12 protein-coding genes and 3 pseudogenes are annotated in these 17,872 nt (G+C 70.0%); 9 read left to right on the forward strand and 6 right to left on the reverse strand.

The window, feature by feature from the left end:
• The first annotated feature begins 139 nt into the window (after positions 1 to 139).
• On the forward strand, positions 140 to 619 hold the full coding sequence (locus ACH4TG_RS40080) for a hypothetical protein (RefSeq protein ID WP_398248106.1): 480 nt from the start codon (positions 140 to 142) through the stop codon (positions 617 to 619).
• A 1,029-nt stretch (positions 620 to 1,648) separates the two neighbouring features.
• Here the strand turns inward: ACH4TG_RS40080 and ACH4TG_RS40085 are convergent.
• Together ACH4TG_RS40085 and ACH4TG_RS40090 are read right to left on the reverse strand one after the other, a co-directional pair.
• The gene (locus tag ACH4TG_RS40085) at positions 1,649 to 2,539 is read right to left on the reverse strand and encodes a DUF6348 family protein (RefSeq protein ID WP_398248108.1); all 891 of its coding nucleotides are present in this window, start codon (positions 2,537 to 2,539) and stop codon (positions 1,649 to 1,651) included.
• 375 nt (positions 2,540 to 2,914) lie between these two features.
• Positions 2,915 to 3,973 carry a hypothetical protein gene (locus ACH4TG_RS40090; protein WP_398248110.1) on the reverse strand — a complete coding sequence of 353 codons (1,059 nt, stop codon included), beginning with the start codon at positions 3,971 to 3,973 and terminating at the stop codon, positions 2,915 to 2,917.
• A 100-nt stretch (positions 3,974 to 4,073) separates the two neighbouring features.
• Between ACH4TG_RS40090 and ACH4TG_RS40095 the strand changes: the two genes are divergently transcribed.
• Positions 4,074 to 4,220 (forward strand): hypothetical protein, encoded by a 147-nt coding sequence (locus ACH4TG_RS40095; protein WP_398248112.1) that lies wholly within the window; start codon positions 4,074 to 4,076, stop codon positions 4,218 to 4,220.
• A gap of 266 nt (positions 4,221 to 4,486) precedes the next feature.
• Positions 4,487 to 4,960 carry a DIP1984 family protein gene (locus ACH4TG_RS40100; RefSeq protein ID WP_398248114.1) on the forward strand — a complete coding sequence of 158 codons (474 nt, stop codon included), beginning with the start codon at positions 4,487 to 4,489 and terminating at the stop codon, positions 4,958 to 4,960.
• A gap of 741 nt (positions 4,961 to 5,701) precedes the next feature.
• On the opposite strand, the gene ACH4TG_RS40105 is transcribed toward ACH4TG_RS40100, so the two are convergent.
• Complete coding sequence (locus tag ACH4TG_RS40105) at positions 5,702 to 6,004, reverse strand: hypothetical protein (RefSeq protein ID WP_398248116.1); 303 nt, start codon at positions 6,002 to 6,004, stop codon at positions 5,702 to 5,704.
• A 56-nt stretch (positions 6,005 to 6,060) separates the two neighbouring features.
• Here ACH4TG_RS40105 and ACH4TG_RS40110 point away from each other — a divergent pair, with 56 nt between their 5' ends.
• On the forward strand, positions 6,061 to 6,198 hold the full coding sequence (locus ACH4TG_RS40110; RefSeq protein ID WP_398248117.1) for a hypothetical protein: 138 nt from the start codon (positions 6,061 to 6,063) through the stop codon (positions 6,196 to 6,198).
• 125 nt (positions 6,199 to 6,323) lie between these two features.
• On the opposite strand, the gene ACH4TG_RS40115 is transcribed toward ACH4TG_RS40110, so the two are convergent.
• Positions 6,324 to 6,980, reverse strand: coding sequence for a hypothetical protein (locus ACH4TG_RS40115; protein ID WP_398248119.1), 657 nt, complete (start codon positions 6,978 to 6,980; stop codon positions 6,324 to 6,326).
• A 407-nt stretch (positions 6,981 to 7,387) separates the two neighbouring features.
• Positions 7,388 to 7,579: pseudogene (gene tpg, locus ACH4TG_RS40120) on the reverse strand (telomere-protecting terminal protein Tpg); the annotation flags it as partial.
• Between the two features lie 63 nt (positions 7,580 to 7,642).
• On the opposite strand from tpg, the pseudogene ACH4TG_RS40125 reads away from it, so the two are divergent.
• The 4 genes and pseudogenes from ACH4TG_RS40125 to ACH4TG_RS40140 all read left to right on the forward strand — a co-directional run bounded on the left by ACH4TG_RS40125 (position 7,643) and on the right by ACH4TG_RS40140 (position 13,711).
• Positions 7,643 to 8,326 (forward strand): annotated as a pseudogene (locus ACH4TG_RS40125) (NADPH-dependent F420 reductase).
• Between the two features lie 442 nt (positions 8,327 to 8,768).
• Complete coding sequence (locus tag ACH4TG_RS40130) at positions 8,769 to 11,141, forward strand: 2OG-Fe(II) oxygenase (protein ID WP_398248121.1); 2,373 nt, start codon at positions 8,769 to 8,771, stop codon at positions 11,139 to 11,141.
• 163 nt (positions 11,142 to 11,304) lie between these two features.
• Positions 11,305 to 12,423, forward strand: a complete 1,119-nt coding sequence (locus ACH4TG_RS40135; protein ID WP_398248123.1) for an ATP-binding protein — start codon at positions 11,305 to 11,307, stop codon at positions 12,421 to 12,423.
• Positions 12,424 to 12,509: 86 nt separating this feature from the next.
• Positions 12,510 to 13,711: pseudogene (locus ACH4TG_RS40140) on the forward strand (IS110 family transposase).
• A 27-nt stretch (positions 13,712 to 13,738) separates the two neighbouring features.
• On the opposite strand, the gene ACH4TG_RS40145 reads toward ACH4TG_RS40140, so the two are convergent.
• Positions 13,739 to 14,026, reverse strand: coding sequence for a hypothetical protein (locus ACH4TG_RS40145; protein WP_398248125.1), 288 nt, complete (start codon positions 14,024 to 14,026; stop codon positions 13,739 to 13,741).
• A gap of 413 nt (positions 14,027 to 14,439) precedes the next feature.
• Here ACH4TG_RS40145 and ACH4TG_RS40150 point away from each other — a divergent pair, with 413 nt between their 5' ends.
• The gene (locus ACH4TG_RS40150) at positions 14,440 to 17,859 is read left to right on the forward strand and encodes a GH92 family glycosyl hydrolase (protein ID WP_398248127.1); all 3,420 of its coding nucleotides are present in this window, start codon (positions 14,440 to 14,442) and stop codon (positions 17,857 to 17,859) included.
• Positions 17,860 to 17,872: the final 13 nt, after the last annotated feature.

A 17,872-nucleotide genomic window follows, 5' to 3' on the forward strand; every position in this document is an offset into this window, starting at 1 on the left:
CCACGGCGGCGCCTTCCCCACACCCACCGCAACGACCCACCGAACCCAACGACACGCCCCAAGTCCCCGAATCAGCCCTTTGTGTTAGCTCCTCTAAGGCAGTCGGCCGTTCTCCACACAGTAGGTGAAGGGGGGAGAGGTGGCGGCCTTTGACAGGTGCGAGCAGGAGGCGAGCGCCATCATCGCGGCCCGCATGCAGGACGCGGCCTTCCGCCAGCGACAGGAGAGCAGCAGCACGACGTGGAACATGGAGTTCCCGTTCTTCATCCGCAGGGTGCGGATCATCATCGCGATGGGACTCTTCAGCGCCTACTGCGGCACGGAGGATCAGTCTCCCGCTGAGGCCGCACAAGCAGGCCTGACAGTCCTCCGGGAGCTCACGCCGGTGGAACTGTTCGGTGTACTGCCTGCGGACGTCGGGGAGTCCACCGCCGTGGTCCAGCAACTGCGACTCCTGTCGACCGGCTTGACCGCCCCTTCCGCCATCATGTGGGAGCGGCTGATTCAGACCGCACGGAACATCCTTGACGCGGACGCGCAGTATCCCGACGAAGATCACATCGTGCAGGACCCGGGCGGCCCCGACGTCACCTACGGAACCCTCAGCACCGAACGCTGACTCTCCGCAGGACCGGCATCATCGTCACCGCCCAGGCTCGCTTCAACTACGGACTCACCCGACCGAAGCCACCGAGCGGGCCGGACGAACACCGACCCTGCTCATACACCCCTACGGTGTACAGCGCCCCTCCCCACCAGGTTCACATGCTGAGGAGGGCGCGCTGTCATCCAGGCGCACTGCTCAATCCGCGGTGGAAACGGAAAACGCAACTGCCGGGCTCTGTTCACGAGAGAACGTGAACAGAGCCAGCTGACAAACAACGTCGCAACCGCGGAACGACGGAACCGGTGGCGGACTGCGAGCCAACTCTGCAGAGGCGCGCAACTGGGCGGATTGCGCCGCAGACCACACAACCAGGCGCAGGCAGGCAAGTAAGGGGAGACCGGAATTGCCGTCCCGCCCGCCGGACGGCGGCCTGGCCGCGGCCGACGCACAGGTCGGCGTGGGCGAAGCCGCAGACGGCCAGATGGCGGTCAAACCGGCGGCGCGAGCTCTATGTGATCACCAATGGTCAAGCCACCCACGGTCTGGTCAGGCAGGGGGGCGCTTGCCGGGGCGGACGCGTCGACGCAGGCGGAAGACCGCAGTTGCCAGCACGCCGATCACTGCGATCCCGGGTATGGCCTGGCCTATGAGTGAGTCCTGCCGCATGGCCAAATGAGTCAGCCCCCCAATGGTCGGAAGCGTGACCAGTACGGGCCACATGATCGACGCATTCTTTCCCGGGGATCGGGTGGGTACGACCGCCGAGGACTCGGATCGGTCGCCCCGCCGTGGACGACTGGAGGCCCGGTTCATCGCCCTCTGACGCGTCGGATGGTCCATACGATTGCGATGCCGACCACGCATCCGCCTGCCGACCACGGAACGCTCGGGTGACCGTCGTTCGCCCGATAGCCGATGTACGCCGCGAGCAAGGTTATAGCAAATGCAAGTATGAAGCCGAATTGCCGGGTTCTCATGCCGTTTTTCCGTTCGTTAATTGGTGCCGGTTATGCGCTGCCTGACCCTGCACGACGTCTTCGGCTACGGCATGCACAACGGCCACAGGGCCAGGTCGAAGCCGGGGTGCTCCGGGTCGAGGTGACCCCCGCAGGCGCAGGCCGTGCCGTGGCTGTGGGCGTTGGTTTGCACGGAGGCGGGAGCGAGATCGAGCCGGACGGTCTGGTAGCTCGGCTCGCCCCCGCCCGCCGGTAGCGGAAGCAGCAGCGCGTAGAACCGCACTGCCGTGAACGTCGTCGGCTCGGGCAGTCCGAGCGCCGCCATCGCTGCCGATGCGGCCTCGTGGCGCTCACCGTTGACGCGGATCTCGGCCTGCATCGCGCCGGGGCTGCCGCCGTAGAAGACCTTGATGCCGTTGAAGAAGGGCGATTCCAGGTCCGTAGTGAACGAGTCCGCGATCCGGTGCAGCACGTTGGCTTCCAGCAGCGCGCCCTGCAGCCGCCGGTTCTCGCCGACGTCGCGTCCGAAGCCGACCGCGCCGGACGTGATCATGTGCCAGCCGGGCACGCCGCGCTGGTCGTCGGGGCCCGCGTGGTCCGCGAAGTGCTCTCGGCGGTCGAGGAGTTCCAGCAGGCAGGCACCTGCCGTCTGCACCCACGTGTTCGCTGCATCCTGTGGATCGGCGGACATCGACACGACGCAGTCCATGAAGCACGGCACGTCCGGCTGGAGACCGACGTCTGGTAGCGCGACGAGGTCGTAGTGATGGCCACCTCCGTGGTGCGGCGGGGCTACGGCCACGGCCCAACCATGTGGGCTGATCAACGAGTTCCCCTTGAGCTGGGCGCCCTGCGTCACGCCGGGCGCGAACTCTTCAAGCCCGGCCCTCACCAGGGCGAGGAACTCCAGGTCGGGCAGCCGGTCCGCCGGCAGTTCCAGTTGCTCTTTGCGCGTACGACGTCGTATCCATGACACCCGTGGATGGTAATGAGCCCGGCCGACCGGGCAGCGCTCGGGCTTGGGGCTCCGGAGGTGCCGGGCGCTTGGACCGGACCTCGAAGTGGAGGACGGTCGGCTGACCCTGGCGCCCCAGGAGTGGCGGCTACCGTGGCTGAAGGCGCACATCATCGCGGACGCGCACCGCCCGGAGGGCGGGGATGCACTGCACCCGGCCTGCGCCTGATCGAGGTCACCGATGCCGGCGCGGGAGCGGACGCGTTCGGGCGCGGCGGGCTGCGGCGGGCGCAGCTTGCAGGTCTCGGCGAGGGCGGTCAGGCCCGGCAGGGGATGCCAGGGCAGGAGGAGTCAACGTTTCGCACCGAGGGCTGAGGCTTGGATGAGGAGCGGGTGTCAGTCGGAGCGGAGTGCGACGGCGACCACGAAGGTGAGCACGCCCGCGACGGCGGCGCCGGCGAAGACCAGTTCGGCGAGAGCCGGAACGGTGTCCGTCCGGCCGATCAGCGGACGGAGCGGTGCCCGCAGCGCTCCGGTGAGCGGGACGGCGAGAGCCGCCGCCGTGACCGCGTGGCGCGCGGCCCGCGCGGACCCGCGACGGCGGCCGTTCGCGCGCGGCACGGCGATCGACAGCGTCGCGTTGCAGAGCATCGCGAAGGCGAAGAACCCGCCCGCGTGGACCGACGCGGCGGTGAGCCAGAGCAGCGGGTCGGTCCAGCCTTCGCCGACGGCCTCCGCGGCGGCCAGCAGCGCGCCGCCGAGCCCGGCCGCCGCCCCGGCGAGGCCCACCACGTGCCGGCGGGTGAACTGCACGGCGGAGGTGAAGCGCCGGTGCGTCACAGCCCGGTCCACTGCTCGCGTCAACGGTGCCGGGAGGTGCACGGCCAGGTCCCGGACCATGGGCGCCAGATCGTCGAGCCAGTCACCCGCCACCGCACTGTCCCCGCGCCCGCACGGTGGGAGGAGCCGACGAACTCGCAGGACGGCCGCGCCCGCCACAGCGGCCGCGGCCGTGGGGAGCACCAGGGCTGTGACGAGCCAGGGCGTCACGCCGGTCCATAGACCTCGGTCGGCGCGCAGCGCCACTGCCGTCCAGTCGGTGAGCGCGGTCGTGGCGATCAGTGCGGCGCACAGGCCCCAGGCGCGCTGGAGTTGACCGATCCGGAAGCGCGGCTGCGGCTCGTCCCGCCGCAGCAGGACGGACCGGGCGGCCGCGAGCGCCGCCAGGGCCGGAACCAGGAACAGGGTGAACGAGACCACGGCGTCGTACGGGTCGTCCTGCCACGGGCTGCCCGCGCGCACCGCTCGGACGTGGGAGGTGACCTCGGCGAAGGCGGTGAACAGCACGGCCGCGGCGAGGCCGTCCCGCGCGGCCCGGCCGACCGCGGCCCGGGCGGGGTGGCCGACGAGGAGCGTCGCGTCGACGGCCGGCGGCAGGGCGGGAAGGTTCGGCATGACTGGATAGTACACGCCGCGTACTACGTCATGCGTAGCAAACTGGGCCAGGCGAGCGGAAGGAGACGGCCGGCATGCAAGCCGCGAGGAGCACCTCCACGTGCCCAGGAAGCACCTGGAAGAGCTGGAAGAGGTTGACGGTGTGCCGCACAAGCTCGGTCCCTTCTTAGACAACGCCCGCCGCCGCGCTGACAAGCTCAACCCCGAGTGGCGCCATGAGGTGACCAAGCTGGGAATGCGCTGGTAGGCATGACATCACTTGGGCGGGGTCCACGAAGCCCGGCTACGCCGTGGGGCACTGCACCCCTCAACTACTGGGAATCCAGCCAGGATGTCGTCCGAGCCGTTCGGCTACGGCTACGGACTACGCGGGTACGACATCACGCCGCGATCATCGGTAATCGTCTTCCCGGCCGGCGCCCGCCCGGCCCGCCCCGCCCTGCGAAGCAGGCCGTCAGGCGCCAACGTGCATACTTACCGGACGATCAAGCAGTACGTAGAGGTGATGACCCGGTGAAACTGGCTGAAGCCCTCGCGCAGCGAGCGGCTGCGGTGCGGCAGGTGGAGCAGTTGCGAGCGCGCGTCGTCGGCAGCGCCCGCTACCAGGAGGGCGAGGAACCGGCCGAGAATGCGGCGGAGGTCCTGGCCCAGGCCGGAGAGGTGCTGGACGAGTTGGAGCGGCTGATCCGTCAGATCAACCGGACCAACTCCACCGCGCTCATCGAGGGCGGCGGCACCCTTACCGACGCCCTCGCCCGCCGGGACGTCTTGCGCCTGCGCCACTCGGTGACCGCCGCGGCCGCCGACGCCGCCTCCGGGCGCGACCAGCGCGGAGCCGTACGCCAACTGCGGTCCGAACTCAGGATCCTCTCTGCCCTGCCGGTCGCCGAACTTCGCGCCCAGGCGGACGTCTTGGCCAAGGAGATCCGCGAGGTGGACACCCTGATCCAGCGCACCAACTGGGAGATCGACCTGATCGAGGACTGACCCCGCAAGCCGGGTGTGGGAAGCAGGTAGTCGTCACGGAGGCGTGCACACACCGCGGGTCGGCGGTTTATCCGGCCCTTGGCGCGTGAAGAGCAACGCAGGGGTTCAATTCCCCACCAACAGTGCAGCTCAGCACCGCGTACAGGTGACAGGGCACAGCGCACAGCTCACCACCATGTGCAGATCCAGACGATGAGGGCGGGAACGGGGCGCCCCACACCCGGTGCGAGGGCCGTGCACACCACCCGGCCCTCGCACCTACCCCACCCCGGAGCCACTCGAGAAGCGCCATCAGGGTCTGCGGGATGCCGTACCTCCGTAGTGCACAGCCGCAGCTGAATGGCCTGCCTCGGACGACATCCCGGCGGGATCCTCAGTGCTGGCGCTGGTCGCGGTGGCGGCGGTGTAGCGGGCGGCGACGTCGGTCCAGCTGACCAGGTCCCACAGAGCTGCGGTGCCAACTCCGTCCGCAGCAGGCTGGACGGCTTCAGCATCGTCGAGGGCCGCGAGTACGCCGAGACCCTGACCGACCCGGAGCCCCCGAGCGGCTACGTGGTCTGCGACGGCGCGGAGAACGGCGACCTGTGCGCCTGGTGCGGCCTCGGCGCCGTCAGCCTTCCGACCGGGACCCTTCGCCATGCAGCCCACCTGGAGCAACAAGCGAGCGGCTGCGCGATGTCCTGACCCCGCACCAACTGGGCGGTGCGGGGCAGATCACCTGTCACGCACCGCCCGGCCCTGTCAGGGTCGGTAGTAGTACCCGCTGTCGAGCACCTTGCCGTTCGCGTCGGTCAGGGAGACGTAGACGTGGTCGGACCCGCCGGGGACGTCCGCGACGAGATTGATGGTCTGCTCCGAGTCGTTGTTGCAGTGGGTGCTGGAACTCCTGGTGTCCAGTGGGGTGGTTCCTGCCCAGGCGGTCGCGTACACCCGCCGGCACCCGGCGGCATGGAGGGTTCCGTCGACGGTCACCGCCCGGTTGTACCAGGTGACACGGCCGGAGTAATAGCTGTTGTTCGGTGGGGTCGACGAGAGGCTGAACAACTGGAAGGGGTAACCGGCGGTGGTCGCAGGAACAGCGGCTGCCGCCGGATCAGCGAGTGCCCCTGCGAGAAGCAGCCCAGCACCGGCTGCGGCTGCGGCTGCGGCTGCGGCTGCGGCTGCGGCTGCGGCTGCGGCTGCGGCTGCGGCTGCGTGACGATCCCGCTGACTTTCCTCATCACAAATGTCCCCTGTGAGGTGAGTGGTGAGAGTTCTCCGCGAGCGACACGGCAGTTGGCAGCCGACGCAGGGCGCTACGTCCCCCCGACGGTGAACGCCGCGGCGCACCGTCGAGCACGTGCCGGACGGCAACGGACCGGCCCTACTGGGAGTTGTAGGGCTTGATGCTCACAGCCGGACCGTTGGAGTACCGGGCGACGGCGGCCGCCGCGGCGCCGGTGACCTTCACCATGGCCGTTCCCGAAGCGGGCACGTGGATGAGCCCCCCGACGGGCACGACGACGACCGCCTGCTGGGTCTGACCCTCGGGCGGCTGGTCGTACACGAGGTACGCCAGTCGGATGGCCACCGGAAAGTCGTCGACATTCGAAATTCGAAGCGCCGTGAAACGGCTGAACTTGTCGACCTTGCGGCCCTGACCGTCCAGGGGCTGGACCGAGACATCATGGACGCCGGCCCGGATCCGGGCCGGCACGACGCTGACGACCCGCACCCGTACGTCTGCGACCTGGTGGGCGCCGGGGCCGGAGAAGCGCAGGATGTCCATGCCGTAGCCGTAGGGCACGACGAGGTTGCCGCGGTCGGACCCGTACACCGTGGTGACCTTCACCTGCGACAACACCGTGTGATGCTTGTCCAGCGCGGTGAAGGCCAGCGCCGGGACCACGGACTGCTGGTCGTCGTTGTGGATGTCCAGGGCCTGGTTGATCGTCTCCTTCTCCGGCCGCGCCCCGTGGTACGCGAACGACAGTTTCCCGACGTACCGATGCGGTGTCGCCGAGGCGGCCGTCGGCGACACCGCATGGACCGCCTTCCCGTCAGCGTCCCCCGCACCACTAGCAACGCACCCGCTCAGGGCCACAGTCGCCGCCACCGTCACCGCACAAGCGGCGGCCAATGCCCCGCCTCTTCCCATCCCCACCCCTGGCCTTACTTTTCCGCGCCTGAGCGCCCTGGACGATCTCGCACACAGTAGTGTGCACCCCTCTGACCGGCCCGGTCCGTGAGGAAAACGGCGGCAGGGACCGTGGCAGACTGCCCGTGGCGGCGTTCAGCCTGCCCTCGATGCAGCGGTGGTCTCAGTCGTCTCCGCAGCAGTCGAGAAACGGCACACACACCGCCTGCCTTGGAATCAGTCTCAGAGGCTGCCGGTCACCAGTCCGACGAGGCACTCGGTCCGGTTCCGCTGGGGCGGACCGCCCAAGATCAGAAGTCGAGTTCGATGTTGTCGATGTCGGTGAACTCCACCTCGAGGTCGTGGGCGTGGCAGCCTCGGTCCTTGAAGTAGATCTCCTGGAGGCCTTCGGCGGCGATGCGCTGGAGTTGCTACTCGGTGGCACCGGCGGCCTGCGCGTCGAAAAGCCGGCTCGCGTAGGCCGGCGGGAGGTGCTGGGTGATCCGGTGATCACCCGAACGGCGACATCGCGGAACAGATCGCAGGTCGACGAGGTTGCGACCACCATGGCAACTCTTGGACTCATCGGCAGTGGATCCATCGGCGGCACCTTGGCCCGGCTCGCCGTCGACGCGGGCCTGGACGTGGTGCTCAGCAACTCGCGGGGACCGCAGACGCTGGCCGACCTCGTCGCAGAGCTCGGCCCCCGGGCCCGTGCGGCCTTGCCCGCGGAGGCGGCAACCGCAGGCGACTGGGTGGTCGTGACCATCCCCCTGAAGGCGTACCAATAGGTTCCGGTCGAGCCACTGGCCGGCAAGACCGTCATCGACACCGGCAACTACTACCCCGACCGCGATGGGCACATCGCCGAGCTCGACTCCAAGGAGAAGACGGACACCGAACTGCTCCAGGGCCACCTGGCCGGAGCGCACGTGGTGAAGGCGTTCAACAACATCTTCTACAAGCACCTCGCCGCCCTGCCCCGTCCTGCCGGCGCCGCCGACCGCACCACCCTCCCGATCGCCGGCAACGACGAGGACGCCAAGCGCAAGGCCACCGAACTCCTCGACATCCTGGGCTACGACGCGGTCGATGTCGGCCCGCTCACCGAGAGCTGGCGCTTCCAACCAGGCACCCCCGTCTACGGCCCGCCGTACGCACAGGACCCCTCCAAGCCCTTCTTCGACCAGCCGGCCGGCCCGGCGTCCGCCGCGAAGATCACCAAACTCCTGGCGGCCGCCACCCGCTGACCGAGGCCCGCCATCCGACCGCCACTGCCGCTGGCCTACGGCGGCCGTGTCCCCCTGCTGTACGACCATGCCGTCGGTGTTCAAGACGTGGCTGGACCAGATCATGGCCTTCGGCACGCCCTCGGCTTCGAGGCTTCCTCGCCGGCTGCCGGTCGCCCAGCCGTGGTGGTTTCCGCGCGCGGCGGCGACGACGGTCGGGCGCGCCCAAGCACGGCCTGGACTACGCCATGCCCACCCTCGAGCGTGGGCTCGGCCTCCCGTGTCCCAGGCGACGCTGGTCAGCCGCCATGTGCGAGGGCGGGTTCAGGGAACGCGGCCGACCTTCAGTACGAGCACTGTGACCCTTCGCGTATCTCCCGTAGCGGACTCCGCGCGGCGAACCGGAGTACTAGGCTCTTCAGGCCGGCCGCAACGGCACAGTGTCGAAGAGGGACGGAACACCATGGCACAAGGCGCACGGAAGCGGTTGGCGGAGCTGCTCGACGTCTCGGAGCGGCGCGGGAGCTTCAGTACCCGCATCGAGATGCCCGCCCGCGCGCTGCGCATCGAGGTCGACGGCGTCGGTGAACTGCCCCTGCCGTTGCGTGCCCCGGTCGCCAAGAAGCTGATCGCCCAGGCCCGGCAGGCCCGCTTCGGCCGCGGTGAGCAGACCCTGTCCGACACCGGCGTACGCGACACCTGGGAGATCGCCCCGGACCGGTTCACCCTGGGCGGCCCCGACTGGCAGCGCGCCCTGAGCGGCGTCCTGGACGGTGTCCGTAGGGCACTCGGCCTGCCGCCCACCACCGTGCTGCGCGCCGAACCGCACGCGCTGCTCGTCTACGGCAAAGGCCAGTTCTTCCTGCCGCACCAGGACTCCGAGAAGGACGACGCCATGATGGGCACCCTCGTCGTCTCGCTGCCCTCGCACCACACCGGCGGCGAACTCGTCGTCGAACACGCAGGCCGCAGCGTCACCCACCGCGCGTCCCGGGAGCAGCTGACCTTCACCGCCTTCTACGCGGACTGCCGTCACGAGGTCAGGCCCGTCACCACCGGATACCGCACCACCCTCACCATGAACCTCCTCGCCGAACGCGTCCGCCCCGCCGACGGGACCGACGGCGGCCCGGTGGCCGACCTGACCCACTGCCTGGCCGAGCACTTCACCCAGCCAGCCGAGGAACGCTACAGCTACGGCCGTACGCAGTCCGCCCCGCCCAACCGGCTCATCTATCTCCTCGACCACGAATACACCCAGCGCGGCCTGAGTTGGGACCGTCTCAAGGGCGCCGACGCCACCCGCGCCGCCCTGCTCCGCCAGGCCGCCGGTCAGGCGGACTGCGAGGCGGTCCTCGCGCTGGCGGAGGTGAAGGAGACCTGGGATGCCACCCCGCCCTACGACCGCTACGACTACTACGGCGAGACCGAGCACTACGACAACTGCGAGGACGAGGAGTGCGAAGGTGAATGCCTCCTCGACCCCGACGGCGAACCAGGAGCCGAGCGCCGCCGCAGCGGCGACTTCTCCGACTACGAACTGAACGACCTGGTCGACGACGAGATCACCCTCGGCTGGTGGACCCGCCCCGACTCCACCGGCGGCGAGCAGATCTCCCTGCCCGTCCCGTACGCCGAGGTGTGCGCCACCACCGAGAACAAGGACCTCACGCCCTACCAGTCCGAGTTCGAGGGCTACATGGGCAACTACGGCAACACTCTGGACCGCTGGTACCGGCGGGCCGCGGTGGTGCTCTGGCCCCAACAGCGCTCCTTCGCGGCACGCGCCGAGGCGGGCTCCGAGGGCGCGTTGCGAGAGCTCCGGGGCCATCTGGACACCGGGCAGTTGGAGACGGCGCGTAGTCTCGCCCGGTCTCTCGCCCCGTTCTGGAAACACCACGGCTCGGGCCCGGACGTCGCGCTGCTCTTCGCCGCCGCCCTGCGTGTCGCGGTGGGACTGGAGGAAGCGGACACCGCCGCGATGCTCCTCGCGCCGTTCGTGGTGGAGACCCTGGACGAGCGGCACGCCACCGATCTCGCGGCAGCGGCCGCACGGTACGGGCCGACGTGGACTCGTAAGGCCGCCGACAGCTGGTTCGGCCGGGTCGGCGCCTACACCGGGGCCGACCGCACGGCATGGCTGGAGTCCCTGCCCGGCCTCTGCGCCGCACTGCGGGGTGCCGACGGAGACGGAGAGGCGGTGGCCGCACCGCTGGTCGAGGGGGCCTGGCAGGCCGTCGAGGCGCAGCTCACCAGCTGGCTCGGCGTGGGCCGGGAACAGGAACGCCGTGCGGGCCTGGAACGGCTCGGCCCCACGCTCGCTCACATCCTGTGGGCAGCTGGCCCCGAAAGCGCCGATACGATCACCACTGCCCTGCGTGGGCTGCCGGACACCGCCCTGGAATGCGTGCTCACGGCCCTGCGCACCGCGCCCCGCCGACCGACCCGCGCCTTCCGGTCACTCGCCGGTCACTGCGAGGCCCGGCTGACGACAGCCCTCGCGCTCCCCGTACGGGCGGCGGACGACTGGTCACTCGCCCCGGCCGGTGCCTGCCGGTCCGGTTGCGACCTCTGCCCCGACCTCGACGCCTTCCTCAGCTCCCGCACCCGCCGGGCCATGGACTGGCCGCTCGCGAATGACAAGCGCCGCCATATCCACAGCCGTATCGACATGGCCGGCCTTCCGGTGTCCCACACCACCCGACGCCAAGGGCGCCCCTTCACCCTGGTCCTGACCAAGACGAACGCCGTCTTCACCCGTGAGCGGGCGGCCCGCGCCCGCGCCGAGACCGACCTGGCATGGCTCCGGGAGAACTGGTCCGGGCCGCACGACTGAGCGGTGACCGGCGAGCCCGGAGCCGCTGCCGTTCCGAGCTGTGGTTGCCAGTACCGCCGAGAAGCACGGCGACCTGCGCCGATCGGAGTCGTCATCGTGAATCGCTCATCACTATGTAAAGTGATGAGCGATTCACGATAGAGGGTCGAAACGGAGTGCCGGTATGTCTGCCAACTCTGCCCCGGCCCACGTACGGTTCCGCGACCAGGAGTGGGCGAAGCTCATCCGCTTCGCGCGTCACGACAACGGTGCGCTGCGGATCGGCGTCGTCTCCGGCCGAAGGCGGCTGGGCAAGTCCCACCTGCTGCGTGCCCTGTGCGAGCAGATGGGCGGCATATATCTCCTGGCCGTTCAGGAGGACAGCCGCCCCGCCGCGCAGGCCCGCGTCACCGAGGCCATCGCCCGCGCACGGGGAGTACCGGCCGAGGCGCTGCGGCTCGGCGACGACTGGGCAGCCATCCTCCGCCTCCTGCTGCAGCCCCTGCCCACCACCCGCCACACACCACCTCTGCTGGTCCTGGACGAGTTCCCCTACCTGCTACGCCACTCACCCGAGCTCCCCGGCCTGCTGCAATCCCTGTACGACGAGGCCCGGTACGAGTCCGAAGCGGGCCGCGAAACGCTGCACGGCGGCGTCATCCTGTGCGGCTCGGCTCTGTCGGTGATGGACCGACTGCTTTCGGGGCAGCAGGCGCTGCGCGGGCGTGCCACGCTGGACCTGCGCGTGCCCCCGCTGAACCACCGCGCCGCCCGCCGGTTCTGGCGGATCGACGACCTACATACCGCCTTCCTGGTCGACGCGGTATGCGGAGGGGTCCCCGGCTACCAGGTACTGGCCGAGCAGGACTCTCCCCAGAGCCTCACGGAGTTCGACGCCTTCGCCGTGGACGCGCTCCTCACGCCCGGGCACCCGCTGTACTCACGCACCGAGACCGAATACCTCCTGCGCGAGGACCCGCGTCTCGACCAGCGGGCCGTCTACTACCCCCTCCTCAGTGCCATGGTCGGCGGAGCGACCACACCGTCCGAGATCGGCGCCCGCATCGGCAAGGAGCGCTCCGCCACCGCGCACGCGCTCACGGTCCTGGAGGCCGCCGGATACGCCCTGCTCGACGAGGACCTCCTGAAGAAGCGCTCCCCCTCCTACCTGGTCCCCGACCCGATGATCCGCTTCAACCAGGCCGTCACTGTCCCCCAGACCCCGTTATGTTTTTCGCGGTCCTGCAAGAGGGCCGCTGGCCTCCAGGCCCGGCATGCCTGTGTCCCCCTGTCGAAGGCATGACCTGGGGGGTGGTGTCACCGGGCCCGGGAGGTGTCGTCACAGACGCTGACCGGCACCGTAAACCCCCTTGGGGAGAGGGAGCAACGATGTTCGACCCGACCGAGGTGGGCGTCTTCCTGGGCCTGGACGTCGGCAAGAGCACCCATCACGCGCACGGGCTGACCCCGGCGGGGAAGAAGGTCTTCGACAAGCCGCTGCCCAACAGTGAACCGAAACTGCGGACCGTCTTCGACAAGCTGACCGCGAAGTTCGGCACGGTGCTGGTGATCGTGGACCAGCCCGCTTCCATCGGCGCCCTTCCGCTGACCGTCGCCCGGGACGCGGGCTGCAAGGTCGCCTACCTGCCCGGACTCGCCATGCGCCGGATCGCCGATCTGTATCCGGGCGAGGCGAAGACCGACGCGAAGGACGCCGCCGTCATCGCGGACGCCGCCCGCACCATGCCGCACACCCTGCGAACCTTGGAACTGACCGACGAGATCACCGCCGAGCTGACCGTCCTGACCGGCTTCGACCAGGACCTCGCCGCCGAAGCAACCCGCACCTCCAACCGGATACGCGGTCTGCTCACCCAGTTCCACCCGTCGCTGGAGCGCGTCCTGGGCCCGCGCCTGGACCACCAGGCCGTCACCTGGCTGCTGGAACGCTCCGGGTCCCCGGCCGCACTGCGGAAAGCCGGCCGCCGCAGACTCGTCGAAGTGATCCGGCCCAAGGCCCCGCGCATGGCTGCCCGGCTGATCGACGACGTGTTCGACGCCCTCGACGAGCAGACCGTCGTCGTCCCGGGGACCGGCACCCTCGATGTCGTGATCCCTTCCCTGGCCCGCTCGCTGGGAGCCGTCCACGACCAGCGCCGGGCCCTGGAAGCCCAGATCAACACCCTGCTGGAGGCTCACCCTCTTTCCCAGGTCCTGACCTCGATGCCCGGCGTCGGCGTCAGGACCGCCGCAGTCCTGCTGACCACCGTCGGTGACGGCAGCAACTTCCCCACCGCCGCCTCCTACGCCGGCCTCGCCCCACCACGAAGTCGTCCGGGACCTCGATCCACGGCGAACACGCACCCAGAGGCGTCAACCGGCAGCTCAAACGCGCGATGTTCCTGTCCGCCTTCGCCTGCATGAACGCCGATCCCGCCTCCCGCGCCTACTACGACAAATGCCGAGCCCACGGCAAGACCCACACCCAGGCCCACCTCCGCCTCGCCCGCCAACGCATCAGCGTCCTGTTCGCCATGCTCCGCGACGGCACCTTCTACGAACCCCGCGTCCCCCGGGCGACGGCTGCATGAACCAGCCCACAGGCAGGTCGACCCAGATCAGCGTCTTGTGTCGTCCGTCCACGCCGTGATCTCCGCGGCACCCCGACGGACAGCTTCTTCCGGATCCCGGGCGAGCTGCCCGCAGACCGCTGCGGCGTCCGGCACACCGTCCGTTCCCGCGAGCGCGTCATGCACCCCGGTCTGCAGCCAGTCGGCCTGGTTGTCGTCGGCCTCGGCAACCGCGAGAGCGATGAGCCTGAGGGCGGTCACCGTCCCCACCCGGGCCAGGGCCTCTGCCGTCTGCCGGGTCACCGCCGTGTCCTCGATGTCCAGCAGCAGCCCCATCAACGCTTCCGCAGCCTCAGGGACATCAGCGAAGGAAGCAAGGTCACGCCCGGCACGAACACGTTGCGACCACGAAGGAGACGAAGCCTCAGCCAAGGCCGCCGCCAACTCACTCATCATCTCCGGCACAACCAGACAGTCTCATGCCCCGAAGAAGATCGAACCCCGAACCGAAGCTGCCCACACGCTTGACGAAGAACATAGAGGCACCCCCCCGCGGCCACCTTGAGCTCCCCAACAACGCGGAACCGCACGGGACTTCAGTCGCCAGCTGAAACAAAGCGAGGCTGCAGGAGGCTTGTGGGCGGGCGCGGCGCGGGGATACAACCTGCTCGATAACGTTGTCAGAGCGAAAGGTCTCGCGCATGCCCCTTTCTCACAGGCAACCGCAACGCCGCCGTCTGCGAGCCTTGGTGGTCGCCGCAGCGGCCGCCGGGACGCTCGCCACCGGCAGCGCCGGAGCCGCCCTCGCCGGCCCGCTGCCCTTTTCCTCCGCGCGGTCCCAGGACCCGCTGGTCAGCGATCCCGCGTCGCTGGTCGACCCGCTGATCGGGACGGGCTCCGGCGGTGCCACGGTCGGCCAGGTGGACAGCTACCCGGGGGCCACCGCGCCCTTCGGCATGGTGTCGTTCAGCCCTGACACCCCCTCGCGGCCGGACGGCGGCGGCTACAACTACGACGACTCGTCGACCACTGGCTTGTCTCTCACGCACATGTCGGGCCCCGGCTGCGGGGCCTACGGCGACTTCCCCGTCCTGCCCACGGTCGGTGCCCTGGGAGCCGACCCGGCCGGCACGACCTCGGCGTTCCAGCACGCCCACGAGCACGCCGCGCCCGGCTCGTACGGGGTCACCCTCGACCCCGGCACGGCAACCGCGGTGCAGGCCGACCTGGCCGCGACCGAGCGCACGGGTGTCGGCCGCTTCACCTATCCCCCGACGACGGCCGCCAACCTGCTGTTCAAGATGGGCGCCGCGCAGTCCGGGAACCAGTCGGCGAGCATCCAGGTCGTGGGTGACCGCACGGTGACGGGCACCGAGACCGCCGGACAGTTCTGCGGCTCGCCCGGCACCTACCCGGTGCACTTCGTCGCGACGTTCTCGCGGCCGTTCTCCTCGTACGGCACCTGGCACACCGCGCCGACCGGGCCGAACGTCTTCACGCAGCCGACCGGCGACCTTCCCTGGAGCTACCACGAGGTGGCCGCCGGAGGCACGCCGGCCGACATCGCCCCCGCGACCGCGCCCGACGGCAGCAGCGCGGTGTCGTGGAAGCAGAGCAACGCCCTGGCCAACACCTGGATCCAGGCGACCCCGTCCGGCCTGACCCAGGGTGCCTCCTACCAGGCGAGCGTCACCCTGCAGGGCACCGGCAACGTCTACCTGAACTTCTACAACGGCAGGCAGGACGTCGGCGGCACACCCGTCAACCTCACGTCCACGCCCGTGACTTTGACCGTGGACACCACCATCGCGACCGGGTCCATCGGCGCGCCGCAGTTCCAGGTGCGCACCGCGGGAACGGGCCCGGTGGACCTGCTGGCCTCCGCCGCGTCGATCCGCCAGGACGAGGTGGTGAAGTCACCCGGCACCGCGAAGGTGACCGCGCACGGCTCGGGAACCGTGCGGGTACCGGCGGGTCCCGACGGCAAGCCGGCCCGCGCCGGCACCGGAACCCCGGTGGCGCCGCGCGGAGTCGAGGCGAAGGGAGCGCAGTCGCGTACGCAGGTGGCGAGCACCGAGGGCCTGGGATCGGGCGCCTGGGTCAGTTTCGACACCACCACCCGGCAGCAGGTGACGATGAAGGTCGCCCTGTCCTACGTGAGCCAGGACAACGCGGCCGCCAACCTGGAGCAGGAGGACCCCGGCTGGAGCGTCGACGCGGTCGCCCGGCGGACCTACGCGCAGTGGAACGGCATGCTGTCCCGCATCCGTATCGGAGGCGGAACCGCCGCCCAGCGGCAGGAGTTCTACACCGCGCTCTACCACACGATGCTGGAGCCCAGCATCTTCTCCGACGCGGGCGGCGACTACCTCGGCTTCGACGACAAGGTCCACCGGACCGCGCACGGCGCCGTGCAGTACGCCAACTTCTCCGGCTGGGACGTCTATCGCTCGCAGATCCCCCTGCTGGCCGTGATCGCCCCCGAGCAGACCAGCCAGATGATGACCTCGCTGCTCAACGACCAGGCGCAGGGCGGCTGGCTGCCCAAGTGGGGCTTCGCCAACGACTACACCGACGTCATGAACGGTGACGCCGCCGATCCGATGCTGGCCGAGGCGTACGCCTTGGGCGCACGGGACTTCGACGCCCACGCGGCGCTCGACGCCATGGTGAAGGGCGCGACGCAGATCCCGCCGTCACCGGCGGAGATGGGCCAGGGCTGGTACGTCGAACGGCCCCAGCTCGCCCCGTACCAGTCCCTGGGCTACGTCCCCAACACCACGCAGAGCTCCCTGTCCCCGACGAACAACGGCGCCTCGGAAACCCTCGAGTACGCGACCGCGGACTTCGGCATCGCGCAACTGGCCAAGGCCCTGGGGCAGGACGCGACCTACCAGACGTTCCTGAAGCGGTCCCAGAACTGGACGAACATCTTCAACACCGCCACCGGCTACATCCAGCCGCGTGACGGCGAGGGCCAGTTCCCGCAGTTCGATCCGACGACCGACGGGATGGGCGCGTTCGGCCAGTCGGGCTTCCAGGAGGGCAACGCCGCCCAGTACACCTGGTCGATCCCGCAGAACATCCAGGGCCTGATCACCGCGATGGGCGGTGACGATGCGGCCGTCAAGCGGCTGGACACCTACTTCCAGCAGCTCAACGCCGGCCCCAACCAGCCCTACGAGTGGGCCGGCAACGAGCCGGCGTTCGGCACTCCCTGGATCTACTCCTACGCGGGCGCGCCGTACAAGAGCCAGGAGATCGTGCACCGCCTGCTCACCTCGGTCTACGCGGACACCCCCGGGGGCGAGCCCGGCAACGACGACCTCGGTTCGATGAGTTCGTGGTTCGTGTGGTGCAGCCTGGGGATGTACCCGCCGACCCCGGGGGCGCCGGTGCTCACGCTGGGGGCGCCGATCTTCTCCCGGGCCGAGTTCGACCTGCCGGGCGGCCACCGGCTGCAGCTTTCGGCACCGGGCGCGTCGACCAGCACCTACGTCCACAGCGTCACGGTCAACGGCAGGCCCTGGTCGCGGGCGTGGCTGCCCGCGTCCCTGCTCACCGGCAGCGACGCGCCCGCCGGCCAACCGGCCACCACCCAGCTGACGTTCGCCCTCACGGGCACCGCCGACACCTCGTGGGCGGCAGCTGCGGCCGACGCGCCGCCGTCGTACCCCGCGGGCCCGCTGGAGTTCCCGCCGGGGCGCAAGCCCGTCATCCTCGCCCCGACCGGGCCCAACCTGCTCGGCGACTCGCCCACCGGTCAACTCGCCTGGCAGGGCCCGGTGCAGAACGGCGTGGGTTCCGTCCCCGGCACGGTGGCCGCCACGACCACGCCCGCGGGGGCGAGCGCGGTGCGGTGGACGCAGTCCTCGGCGGCCCCCAACACCTGGATCTGGGTGGATCCGGCGTCGCAGTTGCCGTCCGGCCACAGCTACCAGGCGTCCGTCACCGTGCAGGGCACCGGCTCGGTCTACCTGGACTTCTGGAACGGACAGCAGGACCTGTCCAGCCAGACCGTCCAACTGACCGGCACCCCGCAGACGCTGACCATCCAGGGCGCCGTCCCCTCGGCAGCCGACACCCACGTCCAGATCCGCACCGCGGACACCGGCCCGGTCGACCTGTACGCGAGCGCGGCCACGTTGCAGGTCCTGACGCCCCAGTAGGGCCGACGGCAGG

It is taken from the genome of Streptomyces sp. NPDC020917 (assembly GCF_044333795.1).
Lineage (GTDB): Bacteria > Actinomycetota > Actinomycetes > Streptomycetales > Streptomycetaceae > Actinacidiphila.

Bases quoted from the DNA above. Each gene is read 5' to 3' on its own strand.
- ACH4TG_RS40135 (WP_398248123.1), top strand. From the start codon at position 11,305: ATGTCTGCCAACTCTGCCCCGGCCCACGTACGGTTCCGCGACCAGGAG.
- ACH4TG_RS40145 (WP_398248125.1), bottom strand. From the start codon at position 14,026: ATGGGGCTGCTGCTGGACATCGAGGACACGGCGGTGACCCGGCAGACG.
- ACH4TG_RS40130 (WP_398248121.1), top strand. From the start codon at position 8,769: ATGGCACAAGGCGCACGGAAGCGGTTGGCGGAGCTGCTCGACGTCTCG.
- ACH4TG_RS40090 (WP_398248110.1), bottom strand. From the start codon at position 3,973: ATGCCGAACCTTCCCGCCCTGCCGCCGGCCGTCGACGCGACGCTCCTC.